Origin of the sequence: Streptosporangium pseudovulgare, assembly GCF_014648055.1 — a bacterium.
Classification (GTDB): domain Bacteria; phylum Actinomycetota; class Actinomycetes; order Streptosporangiales; family Streptosporangiaceae; genus Streptosporangium; species Streptosporangium pseudovulgare.
Map to the genome: position 1 here is coordinate 1 of NZ_BMQJ01000020.1, position 24,609 is coordinate 24,609.

At 69.2% G+C, this 24,609-nt stretch carries 25 protein-coding genes; 8 read left to right on the forward strand and 17 right to left on the reverse strand.

Annotated elements, in window-relative coordinates; translation table 11 throughout:
* Positions 1 to 494: 494 nt before the first annotated feature.
* Positions 495 to 1,196, reverse strand: coding sequence for an SDR family oxidoreductase (locus IEZ10_RS31180; protein WP_189250193.1), 702 nt, complete (start codon positions 1,194 to 1,196; stop codon positions 495 to 497).
* A 56-nt stretch (positions 1,197 to 1,252) separates the two neighbouring features.
* On the opposite strand from IEZ10_RS31180, the gene IEZ10_RS31185 reads away from it, so the two are divergent.
* From IEZ10_RS31185 to IEZ10_RS31195, 3 genes are all read left to right on the forward strand, one after another.
* Complete coding sequence (locus IEZ10_RS31185; RefSeq protein ID WP_189250103.1) at positions 1,253 to 1,687, forward strand: MerR family transcriptional regulator; 435 nt, start codon at positions 1,253 to 1,255, stop codon at positions 1,685 to 1,687.
* A gap of 484 nt (positions 1,688 to 2,171) precedes the next feature.
* Positions 2,172 to 2,702 carry an RNA polymerase sigma factor gene (locus tag IEZ10_RS31190; protein ID WP_229811832.1) on the forward strand — a complete coding sequence of 177 codons (531 nt, stop codon included), beginning with the start codon at positions 2,172 to 2,174 and terminating at the stop codon, positions 2,700 to 2,702.
* Positions 2,703 to 2,782: 80 nt separating this feature from the next.
* On the forward strand, positions 2,783 to 3,862 hold the full coding sequence (locus IEZ10_RS31195) for a CU044_5270 family protein (RefSeq protein WP_229811848.1): 1,080 nt from the start codon (positions 2,783 to 2,785) through the stop codon (positions 3,860 to 3,862).
* 350 nt (positions 3,863 to 4,212) lie between these two features.
* Here the strand turns inward: IEZ10_RS31195 and IEZ10_RS31200 are convergent, their stop codons facing one another.
* The 4 genes from IEZ10_RS31200 to IEZ10_RS31215 all read right to left on the reverse strand — a co-directional run bounded on the left by IEZ10_RS31200 (position 4,213) and on the right by IEZ10_RS31215 (position 6,338).
* Positions 4,213 to 4,467: a hypothetical protein gene (locus IEZ10_RS31200; protein WP_189250105.1), complete on the reverse strand. Its 255-nt coding sequence runs from the start codon at positions 4,465 to 4,467 to the stop codon at positions 4,213 to 4,215.
* A gap of 49 nt (positions 4,468 to 4,516) precedes the next feature.
* Positions 4,517 to 5,083: a histidine phosphatase family protein gene (locus IEZ10_RS31205; protein ID WP_189250106.1), complete on the reverse strand. Its 567-nt coding sequence runs from the start codon at positions 5,081 to 5,083 to the stop codon at positions 4,517 to 4,519.
* A gap of 227 nt (positions 5,084 to 5,310) precedes the next feature.
* Positions 5,311 to 5,976, reverse strand: coding sequence for a maleylpyruvate isomerase family mycothiol-dependent enzyme (locus tag IEZ10_RS31210; protein ID WP_189250107.1), 666 nt, complete (start codon positions 5,974 to 5,976; stop codon positions 5,311 to 5,313).
* 2 nt (positions 5,977 to 5,978) lie between these two features.
* Entirely contained in the window at positions 5,979 to 6,338 is a 360-nt protein-coding gene (locus IEZ10_RS31215; RefSeq protein WP_189250108.1) for a VOC family protein, read from the reverse strand.
* Positions 6,339 to 6,414: 76 nt separating this feature from the next.
* Here IEZ10_RS31215 and IEZ10_RS31220 point away from each other — a divergent pair, with 76 nt between their 5' ends.
* Positions 6,415 to 7,470 (forward strand): sigma-70 family RNA polymerase sigma factor, encoded by a 1,056-nt coding sequence (locus tag IEZ10_RS31220; RefSeq protein WP_189250109.1) that lies wholly within the window; start codon positions 6,415 to 6,417, stop codon positions 7,468 to 7,470.
* A gap of 47 nt (positions 7,471 to 7,517) precedes the next feature.
* Here the strand turns inward: IEZ10_RS31220 and IEZ10_RS31225 are convergent, their stop codons facing one another.
* Complete coding sequence (locus IEZ10_RS31225; protein WP_189250110.1) at positions 7,518 to 7,997, reverse strand: IS3 family transposase; 480 nt, start codon at positions 7,995 to 7,997, stop codon at positions 7,518 to 7,520.
* On the opposite strand from IEZ10_RS31225, the gene IEZ10_RS31230 reads away from it, so the two are divergent.
* Positions 7,978 to 8,277 carry a hypothetical protein gene (locus tag IEZ10_RS31230; RefSeq protein WP_189250207.1) on the forward strand — a complete coding sequence of 100 codons (300 nt, stop codon included), beginning with the start codon at positions 7,978 to 7,980 and terminating at the stop codon, positions 8,275 to 8,277. The genes IEZ10_RS31225 and IEZ10_RS31230 overlap by 20 nt on opposite strands.
* On the opposite strand, the gene IEZ10_RS31235 is transcribed toward IEZ10_RS31230, so the two are convergent.
* Positions 8,252 to 8,830 (reverse strand): hypothetical protein, encoded by a 579-nt coding sequence (locus IEZ10_RS31235; protein WP_189250111.1) that lies wholly within the window; start codon positions 8,828 to 8,830, stop codon positions 8,252 to 8,254. The two genes, IEZ10_RS31230 and IEZ10_RS31235, sit on opposite strands and share 26 nt — an antisense overlap.
* Positions 8,831 to 9,286: 456 nt before the next feature.
* On the opposite strand from IEZ10_RS31235, the gene IEZ10_RS31240 reads away from it, so the two are divergent.
* A complete protein-coding gene (locus IEZ10_RS31240; protein ID WP_189250112.1) occupies positions 9,287 to 10,081 on the forward strand; it encodes an ArsR/SmtB family transcription factor in 795 nt (264 codons plus the stop codon).
* Between the two features lie 204 nt (positions 10,082 to 10,285).
* Here the strand turns inward: IEZ10_RS31240 and IEZ10_RS31245 are convergent, their stop codons facing one another.
* Positions 10,286 to 11,596 (reverse strand): FtsX-like permease family protein, encoded by a 1,311-nt coding sequence (locus IEZ10_RS31245; protein WP_229811833.1) that lies wholly within the window; start codon positions 11,594 to 11,596, stop codon positions 10,286 to 10,288.
* Between the two features lie 11 nt (positions 11,597 to 11,607).
* The gene (locus IEZ10_RS31250; RefSeq protein ID WP_189250114.1) at positions 11,608 to 12,396 is read right to left on the reverse strand and encodes an ABC transporter ATP-binding protein; all 789 of its coding nucleotides are present in this window, start codon (positions 12,394 to 12,396) and stop codon (positions 11,608 to 11,610) included.
* A gap of 68 nt (positions 12,397 to 12,464) precedes the next feature.
* Between IEZ10_RS31250 and IEZ10_RS31255 the strand changes: the two genes are divergently transcribed.
* On the forward strand, positions 12,465 to 13,043 hold the full coding sequence (locus tag IEZ10_RS31255) for a TetR/AcrR family transcriptional regulator (protein ID WP_189250115.1): 579 nt from the start codon (positions 12,465 to 12,467) through the stop codon (positions 13,041 to 13,043).
* Between the two features lie 259 nt (positions 13,044 to 13,302).
* On the opposite strand, the gene IEZ10_RS31260 is transcribed toward IEZ10_RS31255, so the two are convergent.
* Positions 13,303 to 14,568, reverse strand: coding sequence for an amidohydrolase (locus IEZ10_RS31260; protein WP_189250116.1), 1,266 nt, complete (start codon positions 14,566 to 14,568; stop codon positions 13,303 to 13,305).
* A 137-nt stretch (positions 14,569 to 14,705) separates the two neighbouring features.
* On the opposite strand from IEZ10_RS31260, the gene IEZ10_RS31265 reads away from it, so the two are divergent.
* Positions 14,706 to 15,416 (forward strand): trimeric intracellular cation channel family protein, encoded by a 711-nt coding sequence (locus IEZ10_RS31265; protein ID WP_229811834.1) that lies wholly within the window; start codon positions 14,706 to 14,708, stop codon positions 15,414 to 15,416.
* 202 nt (positions 15,417 to 15,618) lie between these two features.
* Here the strand turns inward: IEZ10_RS31265 and IEZ10_RS31270 are convergent, their stop codons facing one another.
* The 7 genes from IEZ10_RS31270 to IEZ10_RS31300 form a co-directional block, all read right to left on the reverse strand.
* Complete coding sequence (locus tag IEZ10_RS31270) at positions 15,619 to 16,341, reverse strand: class I SAM-dependent methyltransferase (RefSeq protein WP_189250118.1); 723 nt, start codon at positions 16,339 to 16,341, stop codon at positions 15,619 to 15,621.
* A complete protein-coding gene (locus tag IEZ10_RS31275) occupies positions 16,341 to 17,297 on the reverse strand; it encodes a TauD/TfdA family dioxygenase (protein WP_189250119.1) in 957 nt (318 codons plus the stop codon). The genes IEZ10_RS31270 and IEZ10_RS31275 overlap by 1 nt, the downstream gene beginning before the upstream one ends.
* A 3-nt stretch (positions 17,298 to 17,300) precedes the next feature.
* Positions 17,301 to 18,887 (reverse strand): AMP-binding protein, encoded by a 1,587-nt coding sequence (locus IEZ10_RS31280; protein WP_189250120.1) that lies wholly within the window; start codon positions 18,885 to 18,887, stop codon positions 17,301 to 17,303.
* Between the two features lie 93 nt (positions 18,888 to 18,980).
* On the reverse strand, positions 18,981 to 19,652 hold the full coding sequence (locus IEZ10_RS31285; protein WP_189250121.1) for a thermostable hemolysin: 672 nt from the start codon (positions 19,650 to 19,652) through the stop codon (positions 18,981 to 18,983).
* Between the two features lie 402 nt (positions 19,653 to 20,054).
* A complete protein-coding gene (xynC, locus tag IEZ10_RS31290; protein WP_308426324.1) occupies positions 20,055 to 21,740 on the reverse strand; it encodes a glucuronoarabinoxylan endo-1,4-beta-xylanase XynC in 1,686 nt (561 codons plus the stop codon).
* A gap of 357 nt (positions 21,741 to 22,097) precedes the next feature.
* Positions 22,098 to 22,748, reverse strand: a complete 651-nt coding sequence (locus IEZ10_RS31295) for a DNA alkylation repair protein (RefSeq protein ID WP_229811850.1) — start codon at positions 22,746 to 22,748, stop codon at positions 22,098 to 22,100.
* 292 nt (positions 22,749 to 23,040) lie between these two features.
* Positions 23,041 to 24,012: a TSUP family transporter gene (locus tag IEZ10_RS31300; RefSeq protein WP_189250123.1), complete on the reverse strand. Its 972-nt coding sequence runs from the start codon at positions 24,010 to 24,012 to the stop codon at positions 23,041 to 23,043.
* Positions 24,013 to 24,609 lie beyond the last annotated feature (597 nt).

Consider the following 24,609-nt stretch of genomic DNA (forward strand, 5'->3'; position numbering starts at 1 on the left):
CGCAGGCCTCGTGGGGTAACGGTGGGAAACGATCAACGCTCTCGCGGGAAGCGATCTTCCGTACCCAGTCTCAGCCGCTGGCCAAACCCATTCGTGAACACCCCACCACCAAAACGCCCCACACCCGATCTCGGTGTGAGGCGTCCGGGCCATTAGCGGGCCATTAACCCACCGGGGTCAGCGCACCCGCGTTTCCGTCGTCATCGTCGTCCTGGTGCCTTTCCTGCTTCTTCGCCTCGCGTTGCTCGGCCTCCACACGGGCGCTCAGCGCGTCGGCGATCCGCTGAACTGGTGCCAGAGCGGTTCGGTCAGCCATGACGGCAGCGCGGGCACAGGTATCCCCAGTGATCACAGAACGTCGCATCTCCATGATCGCCAAGACCTGTGCCCGCTCTGCCGCTCGGGCCACCGCGCCTGTCTGCGCAGACTCTCAGGTCTGTTGCAAAAGCGATCACAGTCACCCGCTGATCGCGGTGCTGTGGGTGGTCGTCTGGTCAGACGGGTTGACCGATCGGGCGGATCACCACTGTGTTGACGTCCACACCGGACGGTTGGCAGACCGCCCACACGATGGATTCGGCGACCTGCTCGGCGGTCAGCAGCTGTCCCTCGGGAGGGCCGCCCAGGCTTTCCCAGAAGCCGGTGTCCACACGTCCCGGCGCGATCAGTGTCACCCCCACGCCATGCCCGGTCACTGCGCGGCGGGTGTTCTCGGCAAGGCCGGTCATCGCCCATTTGGTCGCGCCGTAGAGGTTGCCAGGGGTGTGGATGAAGCCCGCGACGCTGCCCACCAGGATGATCCGGCCACGCGTCGCCCGTAGCGCCTCCACCGAGGAGCGGATGAGCAGGGCCGGTCCGAGGACGTTGGTCAGCACCATCTCCCGCCATCGGGTGGGGTCGCCGTCGATGACACTGTCAGGAGTCGCGGAGCCCGCGTTGGCCACGACCGCGTCCAACCGCCCGAACCGCTTCAGCGTGGCCTCCACCGTCGATCGCATCGCATGGTGGTCGGCGGCGTCCGCGGTCAGGCTCAGCAGCGCTTCCGGCCTTCCACGGCTTTCGGTGAACCGGTCGAGCCGGGCGCGGTCTCGTCCGGTGATGGCGACCCGGTGACCGCGGTCCAGCAGCATCCGGGCTGCCGCCGCCCCGATGCCGCTGGAACCGCCGGTGATCAGTATTACAAGGGGATCAGTCATGCGCCCGGACACTAGGACCTAGAGCCGGCTCTAGGGCAAGCCCGTAGGGTCAGGACATGCCGCGCACTTCCGCTTCCCTCAGCATCGGCCAGGTAGCCGAGCGCACCGGCCTCAGCGTGCACACCCTGCGCTTCTATGAGAAGGAGGGACTGTTCGCCAATCCGGTGCGCCGTGTCGGCGGCCACCGGGTCTACGGCGAGAGTGATCTGGAGTGGCTCTACCTGTGCACCAGACTTCGTGCCTCAGGAATGCCCCTCCCGGCGATCCGCGAGTACGCGGCGCTGGTCCGGGAGGGAAAGGTGACCGTGCAAGCACGGCTCGCTCTTCTGCGGAGCCACCAGGAGCGCGTGACCGCGCAGATTGAGGAACTGCAGCGCTGCCTGGCCCTGGTATCCCGCAAGGTGGCGCTTTACGAAGAGCAACTCGCCGACGACGGCAGCGATCCACTGTGGACCGGTTCGTGTCTGTCCGAGCACGAACGGCAAGTCTGAAGGGCACTGCGGAGGAGAGTGGCACGGGCATTTCTCCTGTATGGGTAGGCCGTTGCGAGCTGGTCCTTTGCGGGTGGAGACCTTCACCGGGCTGCGGATGAGGCGGTTCGAACGGCTGGTGAAGGTGGTGCTTGGGCGGGGCGGCAAGCCACGGTCCGCCGGGCCATTCGGCGTCTTGGGCCGTTTGTCGTAGCCCGACTGCCCGGGCGGGTAGGGAGACATGCCGGCCAGGCGCCTGCGGGAGATGGACGCGGCCGCTCGGGCCGCCCCGCACCGGGATCGGGCCTGCTTGAGCCCGAGCCCGGGCCAGGGCATTTCGACGTGCGGGGATGCCTGCGCGCCACCATCAGAGTTCACCGCCGGCCTCGTTCACCGGAGACCCTGCACGGTCCCGACGCAAGGGTGCGGCAGGAATCTTGTGGAAAGCCGGTAAGACCGGGCTGCTCTCGACCACTACCTCATGAGTGTCGGTTAAGGAGCCTGGGTGCTGAAACAAGAGGAGTTCGCCGCGTTGTTCGATGCGTGCCATCCCCGCGTGTACGCGTACGCGGTGAGCCGCTGTGGCCGCCGACTGGCTGAGGAGGTGGTCAGCGAGACGTTCGTGGTCGCCTGGCGTCGGCATGACGACATTCCGGCCAAGAACGCGCTGCCGTGGCTGCTGGGCGTCGCGCGCAACGTGATCCGCGACGTTCACCGGGAGGAGCTCCGGCGGGCGGCGCTGGACGACGCGCTACACGCGTGGGCCGACGAGATCGGGCCCGATGTGGCCGAAGAGGTCACGGAACGCGCGGCGGTGTTGAGGGCGCTGGCCACGTTGAGCGACGAGGACAAAGAGGTGCTGATGCTGGTCTCGTGGCACGGGCTGACCTCCGTGGAGGCGGCCAAGGTCGTCGGGAGCACCCGGTCGGCCTTCTTCGTACGGCTGCATCGCGCCAGGCGGCGTCTGAAGGCGGCCATGGGCGACGTGACGGCGGTGCGCCGCCGGCGCGCGCTGGTATCAGAGGAGGAGCAGTGAAGCGGAAAGACGTTCTGGACGTCCTTGCGGCGGCTCGCCCCGCAGACCTCGACCCACCGGGGACACCTCGCGCACAGGTCATGGAGCTGGGCAGGCCGATCAGAAGGCGGCACTCCGGATGGCTCGGAGCGGTCGCGGCCTCTCTGGCGACGGTGTCCGTGATCGCCCTCCTGACGGTACCCCGGCTGATGGGCCAAGGCGCCGTCACCGGTCAGGTGGTCGGCCCCTCCTCCGCAAACGTCCTGGACGCGGCGGCGGATCGGGCAGCCGGTCAACGACAGGCGCCCGGACGCTACTGGCACACCTCAGGCATGATCCTCGGGGAAGAGATCATCGGCTCACCGGATAACCGCTATCGGATCAGAACTCGAGCTCAGACGAGCAGCTGGGTGCCGCTTGGCTCGGAGTACACGGTGCTCACCGAGAGTGGCCTGCCCACGGTACGGGCCTCGGCGGCGGACGAGCAGGCATGGCGGCGGGCAGGCGCGCCTAAGCTCTGCGGCAACGACTCCGACTGCGGAAACGACACGGCGCCGCTCGGACGCACCAGATTCATGTTCATGCCCGGTACGTGGCCGATCCGCGACCAGGGTCTCACTCTTCCGGCGAGCGAACTGCTCGATCTGCCTCAAGACCCCGACGTGCTGGAGAAGCGACTGCTGTCGTTCTGGCCCGCTTATGAGAAGACCATGGCCGCCTGGCCCTCACCGTCCTCGGGGACGTCGTTGCCCACCAAGGAGGCCTGGCTCCTGGATCTGTCGCTGAAACTCCTCCAGCACTCCCCGATCTCGGCTGGGACCCGCGCCGCCCTTTACCGGATGGTGGCGAGCCTGCCCGGCACTCGTGCCTTGGGTCAGGTTCGGGACGCCGAGGGACGTCTGGGGATCGGTGTGGGCTGGCGACGGGCGATGGGGGATGGGTGGAGCGAGACACAGCTCATCGTGGACGAGTCCAGCGGCAGCCTGCTGGCGCTCCAACAGGTCGTGGTTGAGCAGGCGTCGCAGGATCCACCCGGTGCCGACGGGATCGCCGGTCTGCCCAGGGGGTCGATCTACCACGCGCTCGTCTACCAGAAGGCCACCTGGACGGACACCCCTCCCACTCTCCCCGCCGACTGCCCCGCCCCGAAGAGGAACGGCAGAAACGAGTGCCTCGGATGACGCCACGCCCTGTCGCATCCCGTCGTCGCTGAGCCGGGAGCACGAAACGTCAGGTCACCCTTGATGCGCGACGTGGGAGAGCGGTATGGCCATCGGTGAAGAGTGCGGACTCCGCAATCGGTACGGCACTTACGATCGCCCCTACGTGGCCGGCCATCATCGATGACTGGAGGCGATCGCCGGTCCAGGGCTTCATCGGCCCTGGGCCACCGGACGTCGTTGCCGGCGTGCCCGTCGAGTGCCTGAGCACTTTCCGAGTGCCTCGCGGGTGAGGCCATCAGGATCAGGGGAAGCGTCGCGTGAGCGGCTTGAGGCCGGTCCTGCACGCGGTGCGCGAATTCGAGCCGCCGCTATGACTCGTCGAGTTCCGCGTCCCGTCTTCGAGCCTCGCGTTCCGCCCACTCCCGCCGTTGGGCGGCACGCTCGGCCGTCACGCGCTCATGTAACGTCGGTTCTCTTCGACGCTCGTGCCGAATCGCCAACCGCACCGCCCAGTAGACGATGACGAATAACAGCGCCGCGGAAAGCACCCAGCTCACGAGTACGACGAGGCCGTCTTTCATCCCGAGTCCTTTATCGGTTTCCCGGACCAGGATGGCAAGCATGCCCGATCAGCCATTCAGCGTCCACTGCTCCAGCCGTACTCAGTGATCTTCAGTTCGGCCGGGGAGGGCTCTGCCGTACCCGGTGGAACTCGACGCTGACAAAGTGACCGTCGGTGAAGCCGAGACGTACGCCATCGCAGTGTGCGAATGGCGTTCCCCACGTGTCGTGCGGAGCATCCGGCAAACACGCCACCAACGCCAGTTCGATCGCCCCTCCGTGTCCGACCAGCAGCGCCGACCCGCCCTCCGCGACACCGTCCACCGTTTCCGCCCAGATCGCGCGGTGGGTCTCGGCCACGGCCGCCGCGGTACGGCCCTTTCGGATGATGTCCGCGATCTGCCGGTATGGCTCGATCCAGTCCCACTGAGCATGCCGAGGGATCTCTTCGGATACGTAGCCTGACGGCATCTCCATTGTGTCGTCGACGGCGAAACCCATCGCCACGGCGGTCTCAACCGCCCGAGGGGACGAACTGGTGACGACGCGCTCGTAGGGGCCGACTCCGGAACCGATGAAACGGGCCAGGGCGATGCCGTCAGCCGACAGGTGGGACCCTCGGCCACGCATCGCGCCCTTCTTGGTCAGGCTGTGCCGGCGCACGTCCAGCCAACGCATGGGCATCCTCCTCCACAAGGCATCGTGGTGGTCAGACGAAGACCGTATGCGACCACCGCGATCATCGACTGCTGTGCTGACAAACGAAGATCATGCGGTGGTCGCAGGCGACAGCGTGACGGCCTCGCGCCGGAAAGCGTCACGCGCGCGGCCGTCACACGCTCAATGTGTGGACGTACGGTCCGAACCGCTCGGAGCCGGAGGGGCCGAGGGCCTGGGGTGAGGGGTCATGTGACCTCGCCGCGGGCGCGCAGGGTCGCCACGCCGTCGCCTTCGAGCTCGTTCCAGTAGCCGGTGCGTCCGGTCATCGCCATGATCAGCGCCAGTGTGGGGCCGGTCACGAGCGCGCCGGAGCCGGTCGTGAAGGGACCGTCGGTGGCGACGAGGCGCAGGTCGCGGATTCGGCCCTTGGCGAGGACGACCAGGTCGGAGCGCCGGTAGTAGTCGGCTACCCGGGTGAGCATCCCGATCGGGTAGTCGCGCCGGACACCCAGCGGTCGCCGGATGTCCTCTCCGTGCACGACTGTCTCGCCCAGCATCGCCATGACGGGCAGGGGCGGCTTGGTCGTGCTGGTCACGATGCGGCGGAACCCGGCGAGCGTCTCGACCGGGGTCGCGCCCAGTTGCTCGGCCAGTCGCATGGCCACCTGTTTGTCGAAGTCGAAGCGGCAGCGGATGACACCGGTCATCCACCGTACCGGTGTGAGGCTCGCCCCTGAGGTGATGTGCGCCAGCACCTCGCGCACCGTCAGTCCGGTGCACAGGGACGGTGTGGTCCACTGCTCGCCGGTCAGGTCCGCGAGGTCGGCCGCCAGGGCCGCCCGCTCGGTGTGGACCAGGGACCACATATCGGCCTTGCGGAGTGCCGTCGGCTCGGGTGCGGAGTCGGTCATCGTCAGTGGCTCACCAGACCGACATGGTTGCCGTCGGGGTCGGCGAACACCGCGATCCGTCCCAGGGGTGTCGCTGCCGGTTCCATGACGCGGCTGCCGCCCAGGCTTTCCGCACTCGCCAGTGCGGCCTCGACGTCGTCGACCGTGAAATAGACCACGATCCCGGTGTACGGGCTGCCGGGACCGGCCTGACCGATCCCGCCTGCCGGACGGTCGCCGTCACCATCGATGAGTGCGTAGGTCTCGTCGATGGTGTTCACCGTCCAGCCGAACAGCTCCTGATAGAAGCGTCGTGCTCGCGAGGCGTCGGGGGTGGAGATGTCGAACCATCCGGGCGTGGGATGGGATCCGGTAGAAGTCATGGCAGTCCTCCTTCACATGGGGCCGGTATGCGCCCTCGCCTGGTAAGACTGCCGCAGTAGGGCAGAATCGTCGCTCATGGGGGAAAATTCGTTCGAGATCCAGACGGATCCTGCGGTGCGGCGCGTTCAGGACGCTGACCTGGCCCAGGCCCGCTTGGGGGATGATGCCGCTTTCGCCCGCCTGGTGGGACCGCTACGCCAGGAGTTGCACGGTCATTGCTACCGGATGCTGGGATCGAGTCACGACGCCGACGATGCCCTGCAGGATGCCCTGCTGCGCGCGTGGCGGGGGCTCGCGAGCTTCGAGGGACGCGGCTCGTTGCGTTCGTGGCTCTACACGGTGGCCACCCGTACCTGCCTGGACCTGGCCGACTCCCGCGGCAAGCGGGCGTTGCCCGTCGACCTCGGCCCATCCAGCGAACGCGCCGTGCTCGACGCCGCCCCGCTGACCGAGGTCGCCTGGCTGGGCCCCTACCCCGACCAGGGCCTCGCCGACGGCCGGGCCGCCCCTGAGGCACGTTACGAGCGGCGCGAGTCCGTCGAGCTCGCCTTCGTCGCCGCCCTGCAGCACCTGCCGGGCAACCAGCGGGCCGCGCTGCTGCTGTTCGACGTTCTCGGGTTCTCCGCCGCCGAGATCGCCTCCATGATGGGCACCTCGACCACGTCGGTGAACTCCGCTCTGGCGCGGGCCCGCAGGCTCGTGGCAGAAAAGATCCCCTCCCCGAGTCAGCAGCGGGCGCTGCGAAAAATCGGCGATGCCAAGGTCCAGCGGCTCGTGGCCGCGTTCGCGGCGGCGCTGGAACGCGGCGACATCGACGCCCTGGTGCCGCTGCTGACCGAGGACGTCACCTGGTCCATGCCGCCTCTGGCGACCTGGTACCGGGGGCTGGCGGCCGTCACGGACTTCGCCGTGCAGGTCCCCATGACCAGATGCCCGAGCTGGCGGTCTCTTCGGACCAGCGCCAACGGCCAGCCCGCCGTGGCGTTCTACATCGGCGGCGACGCCATCGGATCGCACGCCGCCTGGTCGATCACCGTGCTCGCGCTCCGCGACGCGCGCATCTGCCGGATCGTCTCGTTCCTTGGTCCCGACCACTTCCCGGCCTTCGGGCTGCCTGCCTCGCTGCCCTGATCCCGAGTGAGCTTGCTCCGCTTTGACGGACACCTTTGGTGTGGTGGTCAGGCCGCGACAGCGGCCTCGTAGGCGGCAGGGCTAACGTAACCCAGACTGCTGTGCAGCCGGTGCAGGTTGTACCAGCCCTCGATGAACTCGAAGATCGCACTGCGGGCGGCGGCCCGGCTGGGCCAGGCCCGATCACTGAGCAGTTCGCCCTTCAGCGTGGCGAAGAACGACTCGGCCAGGGCGTTGTCCCAGCATTGACCGGTCCGGCCGACCGGCAGCCGCACCCCGAGCCGCTCGGCCAGATCGGCGAACGCCCCGCTGGTGTACTGACAGCCGCGGTCCGAGTGGAAGATCACTTCCTGGGCGGGGCGACGTCGCCGGCAGGCCGCTTGCAGGGCGTCGGCGACCAGCTCGGTGCGCAGGTGATCGGCGGTGGCCCAGCCCACCACGCGACGTGAGGCGATGTCGATGACCGTGGCCAGATACAGCCGGCCCTCGTCGGTGGGCAGGTAGGTGATGTCGCCGCACCTGGCCAAGCTGGTCGGGCATGATTCGCCGATGCCGTGCCTGCGCCGCTACCAGGACGACGGCTTGTTCGACCGGTTCGGCTACCACGCCTCCGAACTGTGGACCAACGGCCGGAACGTCTGGGCCGATCACCCTGCCGGATCGAGCCGGGTTCGTCTGGCGGAGGCGATGAGCACGCGGGAACGGCGCTCCAGCGCGGCCCCGGCGGCCCCGCTGCTCCGCAGCCGTCGTGCGCCGGTCCGGGCTGAGACGTGTCGTCAGGTCAGCCGGATCCGCACAGCCTGTTGAGCTCCGCGACGTCTGTATTGATATCCGCGATCACCTGGTTGGGGTCGCCACCGGTCATGCCGGTCAGGCGGAAGTTCAGTTCCTGGAATTCAGCGGCCAGCCGACTGATCTTCGTCCCCACCACTCCTTGCGCGTGGAGGGCTGTGCCCATCAGATCGCGGTACGTCTGCTGAGCCGCGGCCGCCTGGCTGCTGCGGACGGTCCCGGCGTTCCGGCTGTATGCGGTCAGCGCCGCCGCCGCCTCGTCGCAGCCGTCGGGCCGGGCCGCCGGCAGCAGTGGGGTGGAGACCGGGACCGCTCGCGTGGGGCTTGGCGGTCGGAGCGTGCCGGACTCAGGCGATGGACTCGAGGTCGGCGGTGCATGCCGGGTGGTGGCCGGATCCGGTGACGATGAATGCGGGGCCGGGGTGGGAACCACCTGACTGGGCTGGGGCTGCGAAGGCGGGGCCGGGGTGGGAAGCGCCGGGCCGGGCTGGGGCTGCGAAGGCGGGGCCGGCATCAGGTAGGCGACCAGCGCGACCACGGCGGCGATCGTGCCCGCCAGAGCGCTCACCGCCGTCCAGTTCAGACGCGAGCCTGCTCTTCCGCCCGCTGCCGGCGGCTGCGCTGATCCGCTTCCGGTCATGCCCTCATCGTGGCCGAGCCGCCGAGTTCGGTCCAGAGCGCCTCTGCTGATCTGTGGGCACCCGTGCGCGTCGCGTGCTCGATGAGGTGGGAGCGACGAGGGGCAGAGGGAGTCGCAGGGAATGCGATCAGCGCCCTGAGCTGCATCTCCGTATGCCAAGCAAGGCCGGCGGGCGTCCTTGCGAGTCTCCCCGTCCGGTTCGAGGAGCCGGTCCCGGAATCGGGGCCGGGACCGTACGGGCGTCGAGGCCGTACCGAAGGTGATCGACTCTCGTTTCCGCCTGTCGTGGCCTCATGCCTTGACATGCAGCCATTCGGCTGCCTAAATTAAAGGCAGCCGAAAGGCTGCATATTGACGGATGGCAACCGGGATACGAGGGCGGCCATGGACGAGGTGTTCAAGGCGCTGGCCGATCCGAGTCGGCGCGCGCTGCTCGACTCGCTCAACGTCCGCAACGGGCAGACGCTGCGCGAGCTGTGCGCCGGACTCGACATGGCCAGGCAGTCCGTCAGCAAGCATCTCGCGGTGCTGGAGGAGGCCGGGCTCGTCACCACCGTGCGGCGGGGCCGGGAGAAGCTGCACTACCTCAACGCCGCGCCCGTGCACGAGATCGCCCACCGGTGGATCAGCCGCTATGACCGGGCCAGGGTCCAAGCCCTGGCGGATCTGAAACTCGCCCTGGAGGAGGCCCCCCCAATGAACGCTCCGACCTTCGTCTACACCACCTACATCCGCACCACCCCGCAGAAGCTCTGGCAGGCGCTGACCGAGCCCGCATTCACCCGCCGCTACTGGGCCACGGAGTTCATCACGGACTGGTCCGTCGGCTCGCCGATGACCTGGGACAACCACGGAGTGGTGATCAGCGACCCGGAGCAGGTCGTGCTGGAGGCCGAGCCCTACAGCAGGCTCTCCTACACCTGGCACGCCATCACCCCGGAGCTCGCCAAGCGCTTCGGCTGGGACGAGGAGGCGCTCGCCCGGCTGTCCGGCGAGGCCCGCTCGAAGGTCACCTTCACACTTGAGGAGGCCGCGCAGGTCGTGAAGCTCACCGTCGTGCACGACGGCTTCGAGCCGGGATCGATCCTGGCCGAGATGGTCGGCCACGGCTGGCCGAACGTGGTGGCGAGCCTGAAGTCACTGCTGGAGACCGGTGAACCACTGCCGGAGGATGCGTGACCTCCCCGATCGGGGCTCGGTGTGAGGAAGCCGGACGCGTGCCGGATGGGCCGGGGTGAGCCGCCGCCCGGTTTCCACGCCAGCACCGCCGCGTCGTCAGCAGTGACGCCGATGGACCCCGAGGGGGAGCGCCGGCTTCGGGCAGCTCATCGCCGGCCCCCTGTCCGGTCGATACAGTCGCCGCCGCCCTTGCTTGCCACGGCCTCACGCCGTGCGGATGGTGCGCCTCCCGACGAGAGATGTGACGCCGAAGGTGACGCCGACCCCGATCACGATGGTGACCGCGTAGGGCAGGGGCGCCGCTGCCTGCAGCGGATTGCCGGTTTTGACGATGGCGAAGGGCAGGACGGTGACGAACGCTCCTACGCTTCCGGCGATGACGCTGATGGCGGTGGCCGCGCCGATCTCGCGTATGAGCATCCGCTGTGTTTGGGCGTTGGTCGAGCCGATGAGGGACATGACCGCGAATTCCGCGCGGCGTTGGGTGATGGAGGCGACGAGGTTGTTGGTGAGGGCGATGGCCATGAATGCCGCGATCAGGGCGACGACGAAGTAGTTGATCGTGGCGAGGACCTGAGCTGTGCTGTTCGCCGTGCCGACGCTGTTCTCGATGCCTTGCATGCTGAGCGTGCCTGCGGCGACGCTGACGAAGAGGGTCAGGAAGGTCACGGCCGGTCGTATCCGGTCCGGGGCCGCGGAGAGGTTGATCGCGGCCAGATGGGAGGGGGCGGTGGTGCGTGCTGAGCAGAGGGCGTTGAGCGTGGCGTTCGCCGTGGCGACGAGCTCCGGGGCGAGGATGCACAGGCCGACGGCGACAAGTACGCAGCCGGGCCCGGTCATCGCGGTAGTGAGCACGTCGGCCGGGTCCATGGCGAGTACCGTGGCCGATGAGGCCAGACCGGCGGCGATTATGATCGCCGCGGTGATTCGGCGCCGTCGTCCCGGACGCCGTCCCGTACGACGGCGTGGGGGCGGAGACGCATCGGCCACGGGGCTGCGGTGAGCGAGGGAGCGGCTGCCTATCCATGCCGCGAGTACGCTCGCGGCCAGCACGATGAGCACGCCGAGGGCCGGGAGGAGCACGCCGGGTGCGAAGACCGAGGCCGCGTCGGTGAGTCCGACGGAACGGATGCTCTGTGTGACGATCCAGCCGACGAGGTAGCCGGTGGCCAGCCCCGGGAGCGCCGTGATGGCTGAGATGGCCGCTGTCTCGATGACGAGCATCTGCTGCACTTGCCGGGGGCTCGCGCCGATGAGACGGATGCCTGCGATCTCCCCGGCGCGGCCGGTGAGAGCGACGCTGATCGTCGAGACCATGGCGAACAGGACGATCGAGACCGCCCAGCCGCCCATGATGAGCGGGAACTGCACCAGGAACGCGCGGTCGGCGGCGACCGTACTCTCGGCCAGCCCGGTGCCGAGCAGGCACATCATGCCCGTCACCAGGATGGTGCCGACGAGCGTGACCAGGCCGGTGGTGATCGCGGCGGTGCGGTGATGCGCGAAAGAGCGCATGGCGATCCTGATCACCGGTGCACCGCCGTACCGTGGACGGCCTGTTCCGCCGATTCGACAAGGACGGCCATTCTGCCGGCGACCTGCTGCGCGGTGGGACGCGGGAGATGATCGACGATCCGGCCGTCGGCGAGGAAGAGGACGGCGTCGGAATAGGAGGCGGCGACCGGATCGTGTGTGACCATGATGATCGTTTGACCGTGGTCCGCGAGTTCACGCATCAACCGCAGGACCTCCCTGGCGCTGCGGATGTCGAGGGCGCCTGTGGGCTCATCGGCGAAGACGATGTCCGGGCCGGCGATCAACGCTCGCGCGACCGCGACGCGTTGCTTCTGGCCGCCTGACAGCTGATGCGGGCGGTGGCTGCCCCGGTTGCCGAGCCCCACGCGGGTGAGCAGTTCGGTTGTGCGCGCGGGTTCGATCTTCCGGGAGTCGAGGCGCAGGGGGAGTTCGACGTTGTCGATGGCCGAGAGCGCGGGCAGAAGGTTGAACGACTGGAAGACGAATCCGATGCGGCGCCGGCGCAACCGCGCGAGCTGTACCTGATCAAGTCCGCGAAGGTCTTGCCCGTCGAGCTCGACGGAGCCTGACGTCGGATTCTGCAACCCGGCGGCGCAGTGCAGGAGGGTGGTCTTGCCGGACCCTGATGGCCCCATGATCGCCAAGAAGGATGACCGGGCGACACTGAGGTCAACGTCGCGCAGGGCATGGACGGGTCCGGCCTCTCCTGGATATTCGCAGCGGAGCGCGCGGATGCGCAGTATGGGCGGCATGGACGTGGCAGTGGCGTACGGGATCATGGAGCCTCCCTAAAAGAGTGTTTTAAACGATCGTTTCATACGAATGTTTATTTGATACGGTAGAGCATATGAGTGCCAAGGACAAGCTGTTGCTGGCGGCGCGTGACTGCCTGCTGGCCAAGGGGTACGCGCACACGACCGTGCGAGACCTGGTCGCGGCGTCGGGGGCCAACCAGGCGTCGATCAACTACCACTTCGGGTCCAAGGAGCAGTTGCTCACACGGGCTCTGCGCGATCTCAACACGGAGTGGGGTGAGCTGCTGTTCGCGGTGCTTGAGGAACCCGGCCTCGCCGGCGAAACGCGGTCCCGGCCCGGCGATCAGGAAGACCTGTGGGGCCGGATCATCGACTCGATTCAGGCCAACCGATCGCTGTGGTTCGTCAACTTCGAATCTGTCGCGTCCGTACGACAGGACGACGAGATCCGGGGGATGATCGCCGACGGTCAGAAGCTTGCGAGGGTCTCGCTGGCGCGGGCGTTCGCCGGCCTGGGGCCGGATAGTGATCCGGAAGCGGTCCACGCGGCCGGATCGCACTACCTCGCCCTGCTCGTCGGGCTTGCCGCGCAATGGCTCACCGACCCTGAACACGCGCCGACGGCAGAGCGGTTCGTCGCCGCCAACGTCGGCTCCGGCGACCGCCGCTGACGGCGGGGTTCCTGGTGAGGTGGACGGCGTTGGCGCTGATGGTGATCATAGGCCGCTGAAGAGCGAAATATTCTTGTTTGCAATGTTTTGGGCACTCTGAGCGAATTATGGTTCGCCGACCTCCCGGGCACCGAACGGACCATCGCGGTGACCGTCGAACCCGAGACCCCGCTCACCCCGCGCCGGACGGCTGGACAGCTGGACACCGGTGGTGCGGCCGTGGGTGAGAAACGCTGGAACGCTCGTCCACAGCCCTGAATCAGTCCGCGGGCCCTTTACGGCTGGCGCCGTCCCCCAGGTAGGCCAGCGCCGAGACCACCGCCGCCTGCACGCCGGTGTCCAGGGTGGGCTGGACGACCGGGGCGAAGGCGGCGTTGTGGTTGGCGGGGACGTCGGTGGCGATCGTGCCCTCCGCGGCCGCCCCCGCGTACCGGCCGGGGTCCGTGCCGCCGAAGCCCCAGTACGTGAACGGCGCGCCGAGCGCCTTCGGTATCTCACTGAAGTCCTCGCTGGCCGTCTGGAGATCGAGCGCTCCCGCCCGGTCGCCGAAGAAGGCGGAGAAGGACGCCGCGACCTTCCGGGTGGTGTCCTCGTCATTGATCGTGGCGGGAAAGGTACCGAAATGGTCGATGTCGGGGGGCTTGGGAGCCCCCGAGGCGGCGCATTCGGCGTGGGCGATACGTACGATGGCGTCCTTGACGCGCCGCCGCACATCCTCCCGGTAGGTGCGCACGTTCAGCTGGATCTCGGCCGTCTCCGGGATGTTGTTGGGATTGGCGCCGGAGTGGACGCTGCCCACCGTGAGCACTACCGGGGTGAGCGGACCGACCTCGCGGGAGACGACCGTCTGCAGGCGGACCACGAGCATCGAGGCCATCACCACCGGATCGATGCCCTGCTCGGGGGATGAGCCGTGGGCCGAGCGGCCGTACACGGTGACGCGGTAGTTGTCGGCGGCCGACAGCGCCGGCCCCGGCCGGGTGAGCACCTGGCCCGCCGGATAGGGCAGCACATGCTGGGCCAGGCACACGTCGGGTTTCGGGATCCGGTCGGCCAGCCCGTCGGCGATCATGCCGCGGGCCCCGTCACCGGGCTCCTCCGCCGGCTGGAACAGCGCGATGTGCGTGCCCTTCCAGGCATCTTTGGCCCGTGACATCAGCCGGGCCGCACCCAGCAGGGCGGTGACGTGGGTGTCGTGCCCGCAGGCGTGCATGATCGGGTGACCGTCGCCGCTGGTGGCCGTGCTCGCGTACGGCAGGCCGGTCCGCTCCTTGATCGGAAGGGCGTCCATGTCGGCGCGGAACAACACGCCCGGCCCGTCGCCGTTGGCCAGCACCCCGACCACGCCGGTGCCGCCGACCCGGTCGTGCACGTCATAGCCGTACGCCCGCAGCTGCTCGGCCACCCGGGCCGAGGTGCGTTTCTCCTGGTGCCCGAGCTCGGGGTGGGCGTGCAGGTCGCGGTAGTACGCCTCCAGGCCGGACCTGATGGCGTCAAGCCCGGCCAGCACCGTGTCGACGGACATCGACCGCCTCCTCATGCTCCCTCGCAGGGGATGCTTTCCGGATATAAATCCCCATTACTCCAAATGGAGGCAAACGTTCGGCCAGCCGTGAGCGGACCGCCGCCGGTTCCCCGCGGGTGTCCCTAGGCTTCCTGCCTGTGCGGGTCGAGACAGTCACGACGGTGCTGGACCTGGTCGGAGTGTTCATCAACAGCCTGCTCGGTGGTTCGGTGGCACGCCACCGGGAGCTGGACCTGTTCGGGTACGTCGTGATCGGGGTGGTGTCCGGCCTGGGCGGCGGGCTGATCCGCGACGTGCTGCTGCAGCACGGGCCGCCGCTCGCCCTGACCAACCCCCTCTACATCCCGATCGCGCTGGCCGGGGCCGGGGTGGCGTTCCTGCTGAAGTTCACCGAGCGGGAATGGAACCGGATCTTCTACGTGCTGGACGCGATCGCGCTGTGCGTGTGGGCTGTCGCGGGGGCGCAGCGGACGCTGGCCGCCGGGCTCGGCTGGCTCCCGGCGATCCTGCTGGGCACCATCACCGCGGTCGGCGGCGGCGCCACGCGCGACCTGCTGGTGCAGCGCGTTCCGGCCGTGTTCGGGGGAAACGGCCTGTACGCGTCGGTCGCCGCCCTGGTCGCGGCGGTGCAGGTGGTCTGCTCGGCGTTCGGCGTGTCCATGGTGGTGGGCACGTCCCTGGGGGTCGTCGCGGGCACGGTGCTGCGGCTGGTCGCCTACCGGCGAGGGTGGGAGCTGCCCGGCGGCATGGAATGGGAGGCGCGTGACGTCCTCGGCAAGGCCGTCCGCCCGCCGCGCCGCCGTCGCCGCGACCGCCGTGGTGACCGGCGTCACGAGGGCGGTGACTGAACGACGGCGCGGGCGGTCCGTGTTCTCCCGCGGGCGGGATGTCAGGGGTCCGGACCTCCTGGGCGCCACCGCCCTCCCGGCAGGAAGAAGCCCAGGTCAGGCATTGTCGCCTCACCTGGGCTTCGATCTTCGTCTCGTCTCGTGCTCCTTTCGCCGGCCGAGCTCGCGGCTTTTCGTTCTCTGGCCGTACGGACTCCTTTCGTTACTTGACCGCACGGATGCCGACGATGGCGGGGTTGGTACGGAAGTCGTCCCAGAACGCGTCGCCGTGGTCGGCGGGCAGCACGGGGGGAACGATCTCCACCGAGCGGAACCCCGCGTCGCGCAGGGCGGTGACCACCGGTTCCTCCTCCCAGAAGCAGGCCTGGAACGAGATGGGCGGGTCCACGTGCGCGGTGACCGTCAGCTCCTTTCCGCCGGGGAAGTCCGCGTCGGGCCGGTGGGTCAGGCCGTACTTGGTGGCCAGGGGCCCGTCCCAGTCGAAGTTCGGGTTCATCTCCAGGCCGGTGTACACGCCTCCGGGGGCGAGGTTGTCGTGGATGGTGCGGGCCATGGCGGCGAGGTCGGACCGGTCACGGGCGTAGCACAGCAGCCACACCGCGTTGACCAGGTCGAACCGGCCGACGACCCCGAGCGTCCGGGCGTCGTGGACCTTGTAGGCGATGCCGAGCGGCTCGCGGGCCTCGGTGTGCTCGGCGACGGCGACCATCTCCTCGGAGATGTCCACCCCGAGCACCGAGGCCGCGCCGGCGCGGGCGATGATCCTGCTGTACCAGCCGGTTCCGCAGGCCAGGTCCAGCACGGACCCGCCCGCCACCGCGCCGGTCAGCGCCTCGACCGTGGCCCGTTCGGGGCCCCTGGCCAGGGGCATCTCCCGCTTGAGCCGCTCGTAGGACCGGCCGATGTCGTCGTACTGGGTCCGCATCAGGCGGCCCTGCGGGTGGCGGAGGTCGCTCGCTCGCGGACGGCGGCGACGACGTCGTCCCTGGCGTAGCTCTGGGCGTTGTAGAGGGATCGGAGGGGATCACGGATCTTGCGCCTGCCGTGCATGAGCCTGCTGTTGTCGACCAGCGCGACGTCGCCCGCGTGCCAGTCGATCTCCTCGGTCTCCAGCTCGGTCGCCTCGATGATCTGGCGCATCAGCATGGCGTCCAGCGGACGGCCGTCCTCGAACTCGATCACCGGGGGCTCGTAGTTGACCGACGGGGTGAGGATGCTGTTGGTGAACGCGATGTCGGTGCCGAACAGCGTGGTGTGCGCGGCGTAGGTGAAGTACTTGTAGTGGACGGAGCCGTCGGGGCGCAGCCGGTACTTGACGTCGACGCCGTCGTCGGTCACCGCGAGCAGGTCGTCGAAGACGACCTCGTCGGCGGTCTTGGCGCCGTCGAGCAGGCGGACGACGAGGTTCTTCCACTTGTCCTCGGGCATCGGCCTGGCGAAGGTGATCCGGGTGGACAGGAACAGCTCCTGGGTACGGGCCGGCAGCCGGTCCCACACGTGCAACCCGTCGCAGATGGTGGTCTGCGAGCCGACCTTGGCCGGGGTCTCGCAGTAGAACCACACCAGGTCCGGCACCCACGGCGTGGCGCCGTTCTCCACGTGCAGGCCCTGCGGCACCAGCCCCGCCTCGATCTTCTGCGCGACGTTGCCGCCGGCGAACTTGCGCGCCGGGTCCAGGGTGATCCGCGATGAGATGCTCTGGATGAGCGTGGAGAAGGTGGCCGGGTCGGTGTCGAAGCCGCGCAGGAGGACGTAGCCGTGCTCGGCGAGTGCGGTCATCAGTTCGACGCGGTCGACGGTGTCGAGTCCGGCGCGGTCGGCGGCGGTGACGACCAGGCCCTTGCCGTCGGCGTGGTCGGTGGTGGTGAAGTTGCCCAGCATTTCTCAGACCTCCGTCAGGCCGAATCGGCCGGTGGTGAGTGCTTCCTTGATCTCTTTACGGCGAGGGCGTCCGGTGACGGTGAAGAACTCGGCGTAGAACGTCTCGTCGGCCTCGACGAACGCGGCGCTGCCGACCTGTTCGATCTCCGAGAGGATCTCGGCGTTGACGTGGCGCACGTCGGCGAGCGCGGTGGCGGGGTCGGTGCCGCGGCTGACGACGAAGACCGCGATCAGCCGCTCCATGTTGTCGCCGAACACGGCGGCGGCCTCGATGCCGGGCCGGCTCTTGTACTGCGCCTCGACCCATTCCGGGCTGACGTTGCGTCCGTTGGAGGTGATGATGATGTTCTTGAGCCTGCCGGTGATGGTGACGTAGCCGTCGTCGTCGATGTCGGCGATGTCGCCGGTGTGCAGCCAGCCCTCGGCGTCCAGCGGGAGCGCGGTCGGGTCGTCCGATCCGAGGTAGCCGGTGAGCAGGGACGAGCTGCGGATGAGGAGTTCGCCGGTGTCGGATCGCCTGACCTCGCAGTGGCGCAGGGGCTTGCCGACCGTGCCGAGACGGACGAGGCCGGGGCCGTTGAGCGTGGCGACGGAGCCGTTCTCGCTGAGGCCGTACGCGACGTACACCGGCAGGCCGCGGTCCCACATGACACGCAGGACCTCGTCGGACACCGGGGCGCCGCCGCTGAACAGCAGCATCGGGTCCTCCCGGCCGTACACCGCCAGCGACAGCTCACGGGTGGTCGCGTCCGGGATGGTCCTGGCGTGGGCCGCGATGGACTCCACGAGGGACGGCGGTACCAGCGACACCGTGGGCCGGGCCTCGGCGAGCAGCCCGCGGACCTGCTCGACGTCGCCGCCGGCGGTGCCCAGCGGCTTGGCCTCCTCGGGCAGGAACACGACCGTGCCGCCGGCGAGGAAGGTCAGGTAGACGGCGAAGACCTGCTCCACCAGCAGGCTCGTCGGCACGACGGAGACGTAGCGCTGCCACGCCTCGACGCCGACCCGGCTGGTGACGGAGTCGATCAGGTCGTCCACCGCGCCGCGGCGGAGCATCACGCCCTTCGGGGTGGAGGTCGTGCCGGACGTGTGGACGATCTTGCAGATGGCGGACTCGTCCAGTGTCGCCGCGGCCCGGACCCTGGCGGTGATCTCCTCCGGGGAGTACCCCTCCTCGACCGTGATCGTGATGACCTCGCACCCCTCGGGGAGGATCCTGTCCTCACCGCCCCACTCCGCCAGGCGCTTGCGGCCCTGCTCGTCCACCAGGCAGACGATCGAGTGCGACAGCAGATGGCGGGCCTGGTCCCGGCCGAAGGCGATCGGGATGGGCACCGACCGCACGCCGGTCAGCAGGCAGGCCAGGTCGCCGACGATCCCCTCCACGCCGTTGCCGGTGAGCAGGCCGATCGTGCTGGTCCCGGTGTCCCTTCCCTCGGCCGCGGCGGCGACCGCGTCACCGGTGCGGATCGCCGCGCCGAGCACGGTCCCGTAGGTGTAAGGGCGGGGCGGCGCGGACGACCTCATCTCCTCCACGGCCACTTTCTCCAGTGAGCCGAGGCGGTCGAGGGCATGGTCAAGCCAACGCATCAGCGGACTCCTTCTATGCGTTCAGATCTCGGTGCTGTTGAAAGGCTCAGTGCCGTTGAGAGGCCGGTTGAAGGTCCGGCCGGGAGAACGCCGTCAGGCGGCGGTCCGCGGGGCGAGGTCCCGCCCGCAGCGGAGGATGCCCGTGCGGGGTTTCGCGGAGTAGTAGGTGCCCCAGTCGGTGCCGCCGGTCCCGGCGAGGTCGGCGCGGCGGGCGTTGGTGAGGGTGTGGAACTCCCAGCCCGCGACCCTGGCCACGTCGTGGAGCTTCTCGGTCAGCGTGGACAGCAGGAAGTCGTATCCCAGGTGGAGGGCGATCCCCGGCAGGGCGCGCATGAGGAACAGGCCGGCGCCGGGGTGGAACGACGCGATCGGGCCCATCTCCACGACCCGGCGGCGGTCGACGTGGGTCCCGGGGACGAGGTCGGCGCAGGCCCGCTCGACCGGGACGTCGAGGTAGTTCTCCGACAGCAGCCGGCGCCCGGCGGCGGTGGTGAGCCCCGCGACGCCCAGGATGCGGCCGAAGGTGGGCGAGTCGCGGGCGCCGTCCCACGCGGTGACGAACAGGTCGGGGCCGGGGGTGACGACGGCGCCGTACCGGTCGAGGTACTTGCGCTTCACGCTGTCGACGCAGAACCGGTAGTTCGGCGTGCCGGGACTGGCGAACCCCGTCCGGAGAAGCGGGGAGGTCGCGGGGCCGGACCGGACCTCCTCCAGCGACGGCAGGGATACGGACAAGGAGTCGGACGCGGTGCCAGGTGTTGCCATTTCCTCATCCTCATCTCGAAGTGCCGATCTGCTTGCGTATGCACAACTCTGCGTGACCCCGGGTCGCCGGAACAGGAGTTTCGGGTGCAGCAAACTGCCCGGGGCTGCAGTTTTCTGCCAAAGACCGGCGCTTGACATGCCGTACGGCCCAGTACCGGACGACGCCGCGGGTTCCGGAGATCTCCGTAAGGGCAGGTGAGGGGCGGGAAAGGACGTCCGCGGGAGACGATCGGCGGCGAAAGGAAGCCCCGTACGGAGGGTCCTCCGTACGGGGCTGTCAGGTGCCGGAAGGGCGCACGGCGAGGTCGCGCCCTTCCGCCGGCCGGCGCCGGTCAGGTCACGACCACCGGTCAGGCCACGACAACGGTCAAGCTACGACACCGGTCAGGCCACGACTGCAGGTCAGGCCACGACGCAGGGAACGCCGTTGAGGGTGAAGGCGGTCGGCTCGGCGGTGTCGCCGGTGTGGGTGGCCTGGAAGCCGATCTCGATGGTGGCTCCGGGGGCGAGCGTGCCGTTGTAGTCGACGTTGCGGGCGCTCACCTGGCCGCTGGAGGGTGAATAGGTGGCGTTCCAGCCCGAGGTGATGGTCTGGCCGGAGGGCAGGGTGAAGGCCAGCGTCCAGCCGTTGATCGCCGAGGTTCCGGTGTTGGTGATGCTGATAGCGGCCGTGAAACCGTTGTTCCAGGTGCTCATCGTGTAGGTGACCCGGGGTCCGGTGCCGGGGCCGCCGGTGGGTGTCACGGTCGGCGTCGCGGTGGGCGTCGCGGTGGGCGAGGGGCCGTCGCCCACGGTGGTCACGAAGGTCGTCACGCTTCGGGCGGGGAGCGTGACGGTGAGGGAACCGTTCGACACGGGGATCGTCCCCTGGGGGGCGACGTTCCTGCTCGCGTCGGTCAGCCAGGACGAGGCGCTGGACACGGTGGTGTTCGCCAGGGTGAACTGCTGGCTCACCGCGGAGGTCCCCTTGTTGACGGCGACGATGACGATCGTGTCGCCACCCCGGTACGCCGAGACGTAGACGTTCGACGCCGGGTTCGCCGTCGCCCCGATCCGCACGTAGCCGGGGCGGACGAACCTGGCGAAGTGCGCCATCATCGCGCCGCGCTTGCTGATCTGGCCGTCCTCCCGCATGGGGCCGTAGCTGCGCCGGATGTACCACCAGACGTACGCCTGGAACTCGGCCTCCACCATGGCGCGGTGCATGTGCTCCGCCACGTCGAGCGCCTGGGGCCAGAGGTCCGCCGAGTCGCTGCTGTTGGGGTGGTAGACCTCGGTCATCCAGAGTTCTTTGCCCGCGCCCTTCTGCTGGAAGAGGGGGTAGGGGAAGTTCGAGTACGGCGTGCCGTAGAGGTGGGCCCCGATGATGTCCACGTTGGCGAGCGCCGCGGAGTCGTTGAGGATCGGGTCCGACATGTTCTTCAGGTACTGGAAGGACTCGGGCGCGATGACCCTGGTGTTGATCGAGCCGGCGTTCTCCCGCAGGAACCGCACCATCTCCGTGGGGGTCCACCACGTCCAGTCATGCGCGTAGTCGGGCTCGTTCTGCACGGATATGCCGTACAGGTTCACCCCGTTGTTCCGCATGTACGTGCTGAAGGCGTTGAGGTGCTGGGCGTAGGCGGCGTACGAGCCGTACCTGAGGCGTTTGGCGTTGGTCTGGCTGCCGCGGGTGAAGGTCTCGACCATGCCGGCGGGAGGGTTCCACGGTGACGCGAAGACCGTCGCCCCGAGCTCGACCGCGCGCTTCGCCGTCGCCAGGTCACGGCTCCAGTCCGACTGGTTCTCGCCGACGGGGATCCGCAGTATGGAGAACCCCAGGCGGCCCTCGCCGGCGCCGAACGCGGTGTCCCGCTGGGCGGCCGTCAGGTCGCCGGCCCAGGCCGCGTGGGCCATTCCGCCGAAGCCCCGAATCGTCTGCCGCCGCACCGACGGATCGATGACCGCTGTCGCGGCGGCGGCCTCCGAGGCCCCCAGGACCGAGGCCGCGGCCGTGAGGACCGGCAGGGCCCCCATCGTCGCCAGGACGGTCCTCCGGCTCAGCGGTCTCCGCTCGCCGCCCACGGGCTCATTCTGATCTTGCGTCACGTCTTCTCCTGGCTGTCGGTTTCTCCTGGCTGTCGGTGTGATCCGCGTCCTCCCGGTCCCGCCGGCCCGGCCGGCACCGGCTCCGGGGCGGACGCCGATCCGTTGTCGGTGGCCCGTCCGGTTCCGGTCGGCCCTCAGTTTTGTTAGCGCTAACTTCACGCCGATGGACCGGCACGCGAGCGTGACGGGGTTCACGGGTCGCTCACGTGGTCGCGTGAGGGGCGACACTCCGGCGGAGTGTGTTTCGGTCCTCGGCCGGGGTCAAGTGCGACGCGGGCCGGCGGGTGGGCGAACTGCGTGAACGGCTCGCCGGACCGTGAAATTTTCAGGTCGGCGATCCGCCGTCGGCGGGCCCGCTCACGACGCCCTGCCGCTCTGCCGACGCACCATCTCGGTGATCCAGACGGGCGCGAACGGAGACGTGCAGCCCGGGGAGGTCGGGTAGTCCTTGAGCACCTCCAGGCGCTCACCGATGCCGATCGCACGGGCGCGGTGCTCGGCGTGCTCGATCCCGATCTGAGCCAGGCAGTTGTTCATCGCCCACTGCAGGCGATCCGGGGCGCCCTTCATCTCCGCCTCGATGACGTCGAGCAGCCCCGCGAGGTCGAGGCCCTCGGGCTTCCTCGACACGCGTTCGGCGGTCAGTGCCCAGCCGGCGGCCGCGACCGCCGGATCCGGATCGGCGGACCAGGCCAGGCGCAGCTCCTCGGAGTGCGGGTTCTTCTTCACCACGTAGTTCACGAGCCAGTCGTGCACCTTGGGGGTGCGCGCCTCACGCAGCATGGCGTCCAGCTCGTCGTGTCCGAACGCCTTCGGGCGGCAGATCAGGAGGGCCAGCAGCCTCGCCGCGGTGTCACCCGTCTCCCAGAGCCGGCGCGCGAGCTCCTGCTGCGTCTTCAGCCGCTTGGCGAGCGCGCGCAGCCTGCCGAGGTTCACACCGTGATCGTCGCCGTGCTTCTCGTTCACCTCGCGGGCCCTCGGGTCCTCAAGCCCGGCCAGCTCGGCCATCACCTCGGCCACCGTCGTCCCGGTCGGCGTCGTCTCGGCCACCTCGTTCTCCTGTCCGTCACGCGCGGGATTCACGCCACGCTGGATCGAGCGCGTGCCCCGGGCCAACGGTCTCACCCATGGCTTATATAAGGCAAGGCTGATCATCGAGGACCGCTGTCAGGACGAATCCCATCCGTGTCCGCGCGGGCCGGAGCCGGCCGCCGGCCGCGTCGTGGACGGCCGTGGGCCGCCTCACGGCGCGGGGTGTGGCCGGTGGCGGGAGCCGCGCCGCTCCGCGCCACCGGCGGTATCAGGTGAGCAGCCAGATCGCCGAGAACAGACCTATGACCATCACGAGCGTCCGCAGGTACGAGGCCCGCATTCGCCGGCCGAGCACCGCGCCGACCCAGCCGCCGAGAAGCGCGCCGGCGCCGAGCAGCAGAACGGGTTGCCAGACCGGCAGCAGATGCCCGGTCATGATGAAGACCACCGTGCCCGTGGCGTTGATCGTCGTCGCGGTGAGGATCTTGAGAGCATTTATCTGCTGGAGCGACATGCGCGGGAACGCCACGTTGAACACCGAGAACAGCAGCACACCGAGAGCCACCACCCAGTAGCCCCCGTAGACGCTGACGGCCAGCATCATGGCCCACGGCCCGTAGCGGCGAAGCCTGCTGGGATGCGACGCGCCGGTGGCGGCGTGACGGTCCGGATCGGCGGCCGCGGAGTCGGCGACCGCGGTGTCCGCGGTCGCGGGCACCGCGACGGCCGGACCGTCTCCCGCCGGATCGGGTCCCGTCCCGGCGGGGGACGGCCCCGAGGCGGCCGGCACGAGCACCAGGGCGGGCCGGGACGCGGGGGACACGGGGGACACGGCCTCCCGGGCCGGGACGCCGGACTCCCGCCCGGTGCGGCGGCCCAGCAGCGGCTGCGCCGCGGCCAGGGCCGTGGCGGCGAGGATGAGCACCGGCGTGGCCGTCGCGAAGTATTTGGCCGGGAGGCTGAGCAGGAGCACGCTGCCCACGAGGCCGCCGGCCACCGCCACCATGGTGATCTTCACCAGGAGCGCCGGTTGCTTGGGCAACCACGTGCGGTAGCCGTACGCCCCGGAGATCCCTCCGGGCAGCAGGCCCAGGCCGTTGATGACGTTGGCCAGCACCGGCGGATATCCCAGCCAGATCAGCGCGGGGAAACTGACCAGCGACCCCCCGGCGACGACCGTGTTGAGCGCACCCGAGGCGACGCCCATGGTCGTGAGGAAGACGGTGTCCGACCACGTCATGATCGGTCCCGGGGGGTCACGCCGGTGACCGCCGCGGCACCGTCCCCCGGCCCCGGATCCCCTCCGCGGAGGGGACCTCCCGTACGGCCGGCGCACCTCCGCCGCGCGCCGCGGGTCCTCACGAATGTTCTTCCTGTGACCGGCTCCGTCAGGCCCATGGCGACCTCTCATGGAGATGACCGGCGGATCCAGGTCTCGAGAGGCCGGCAGTCCAGCCGAATCGGCTGTCCTGACGACACGCCGCCGGCAGCCGCGAGGATCGTCGTGCTTGTCTCGCGGGAGATGCCGGCCACGTGCTTCGTACCGGGTGCTGCCTCCGGCCATCGTGGCCGGCTGTGCTCCGGGCTCGGTCCTGTGTTCCGCGGGTGAGGTTCCTCACCCGCGGTCAGGGTGCGCGCCGTACCTTGATGCCAATCTTGCCGTTACCTTGCAGTCCAGGTCAGGCGCGGAAAACGGTTTTCGGGCCTGCCGCCGGAACCGACGCGGGACGGCTTTCGGGGTCATGGGAACGGGCGGGCCGGAATCGGTTCCGGGGAACTCCGCCGGGAGTTCTCCACCGTCGGCCAGATGAAATCGATATATGTTCCGAGCTCGGTC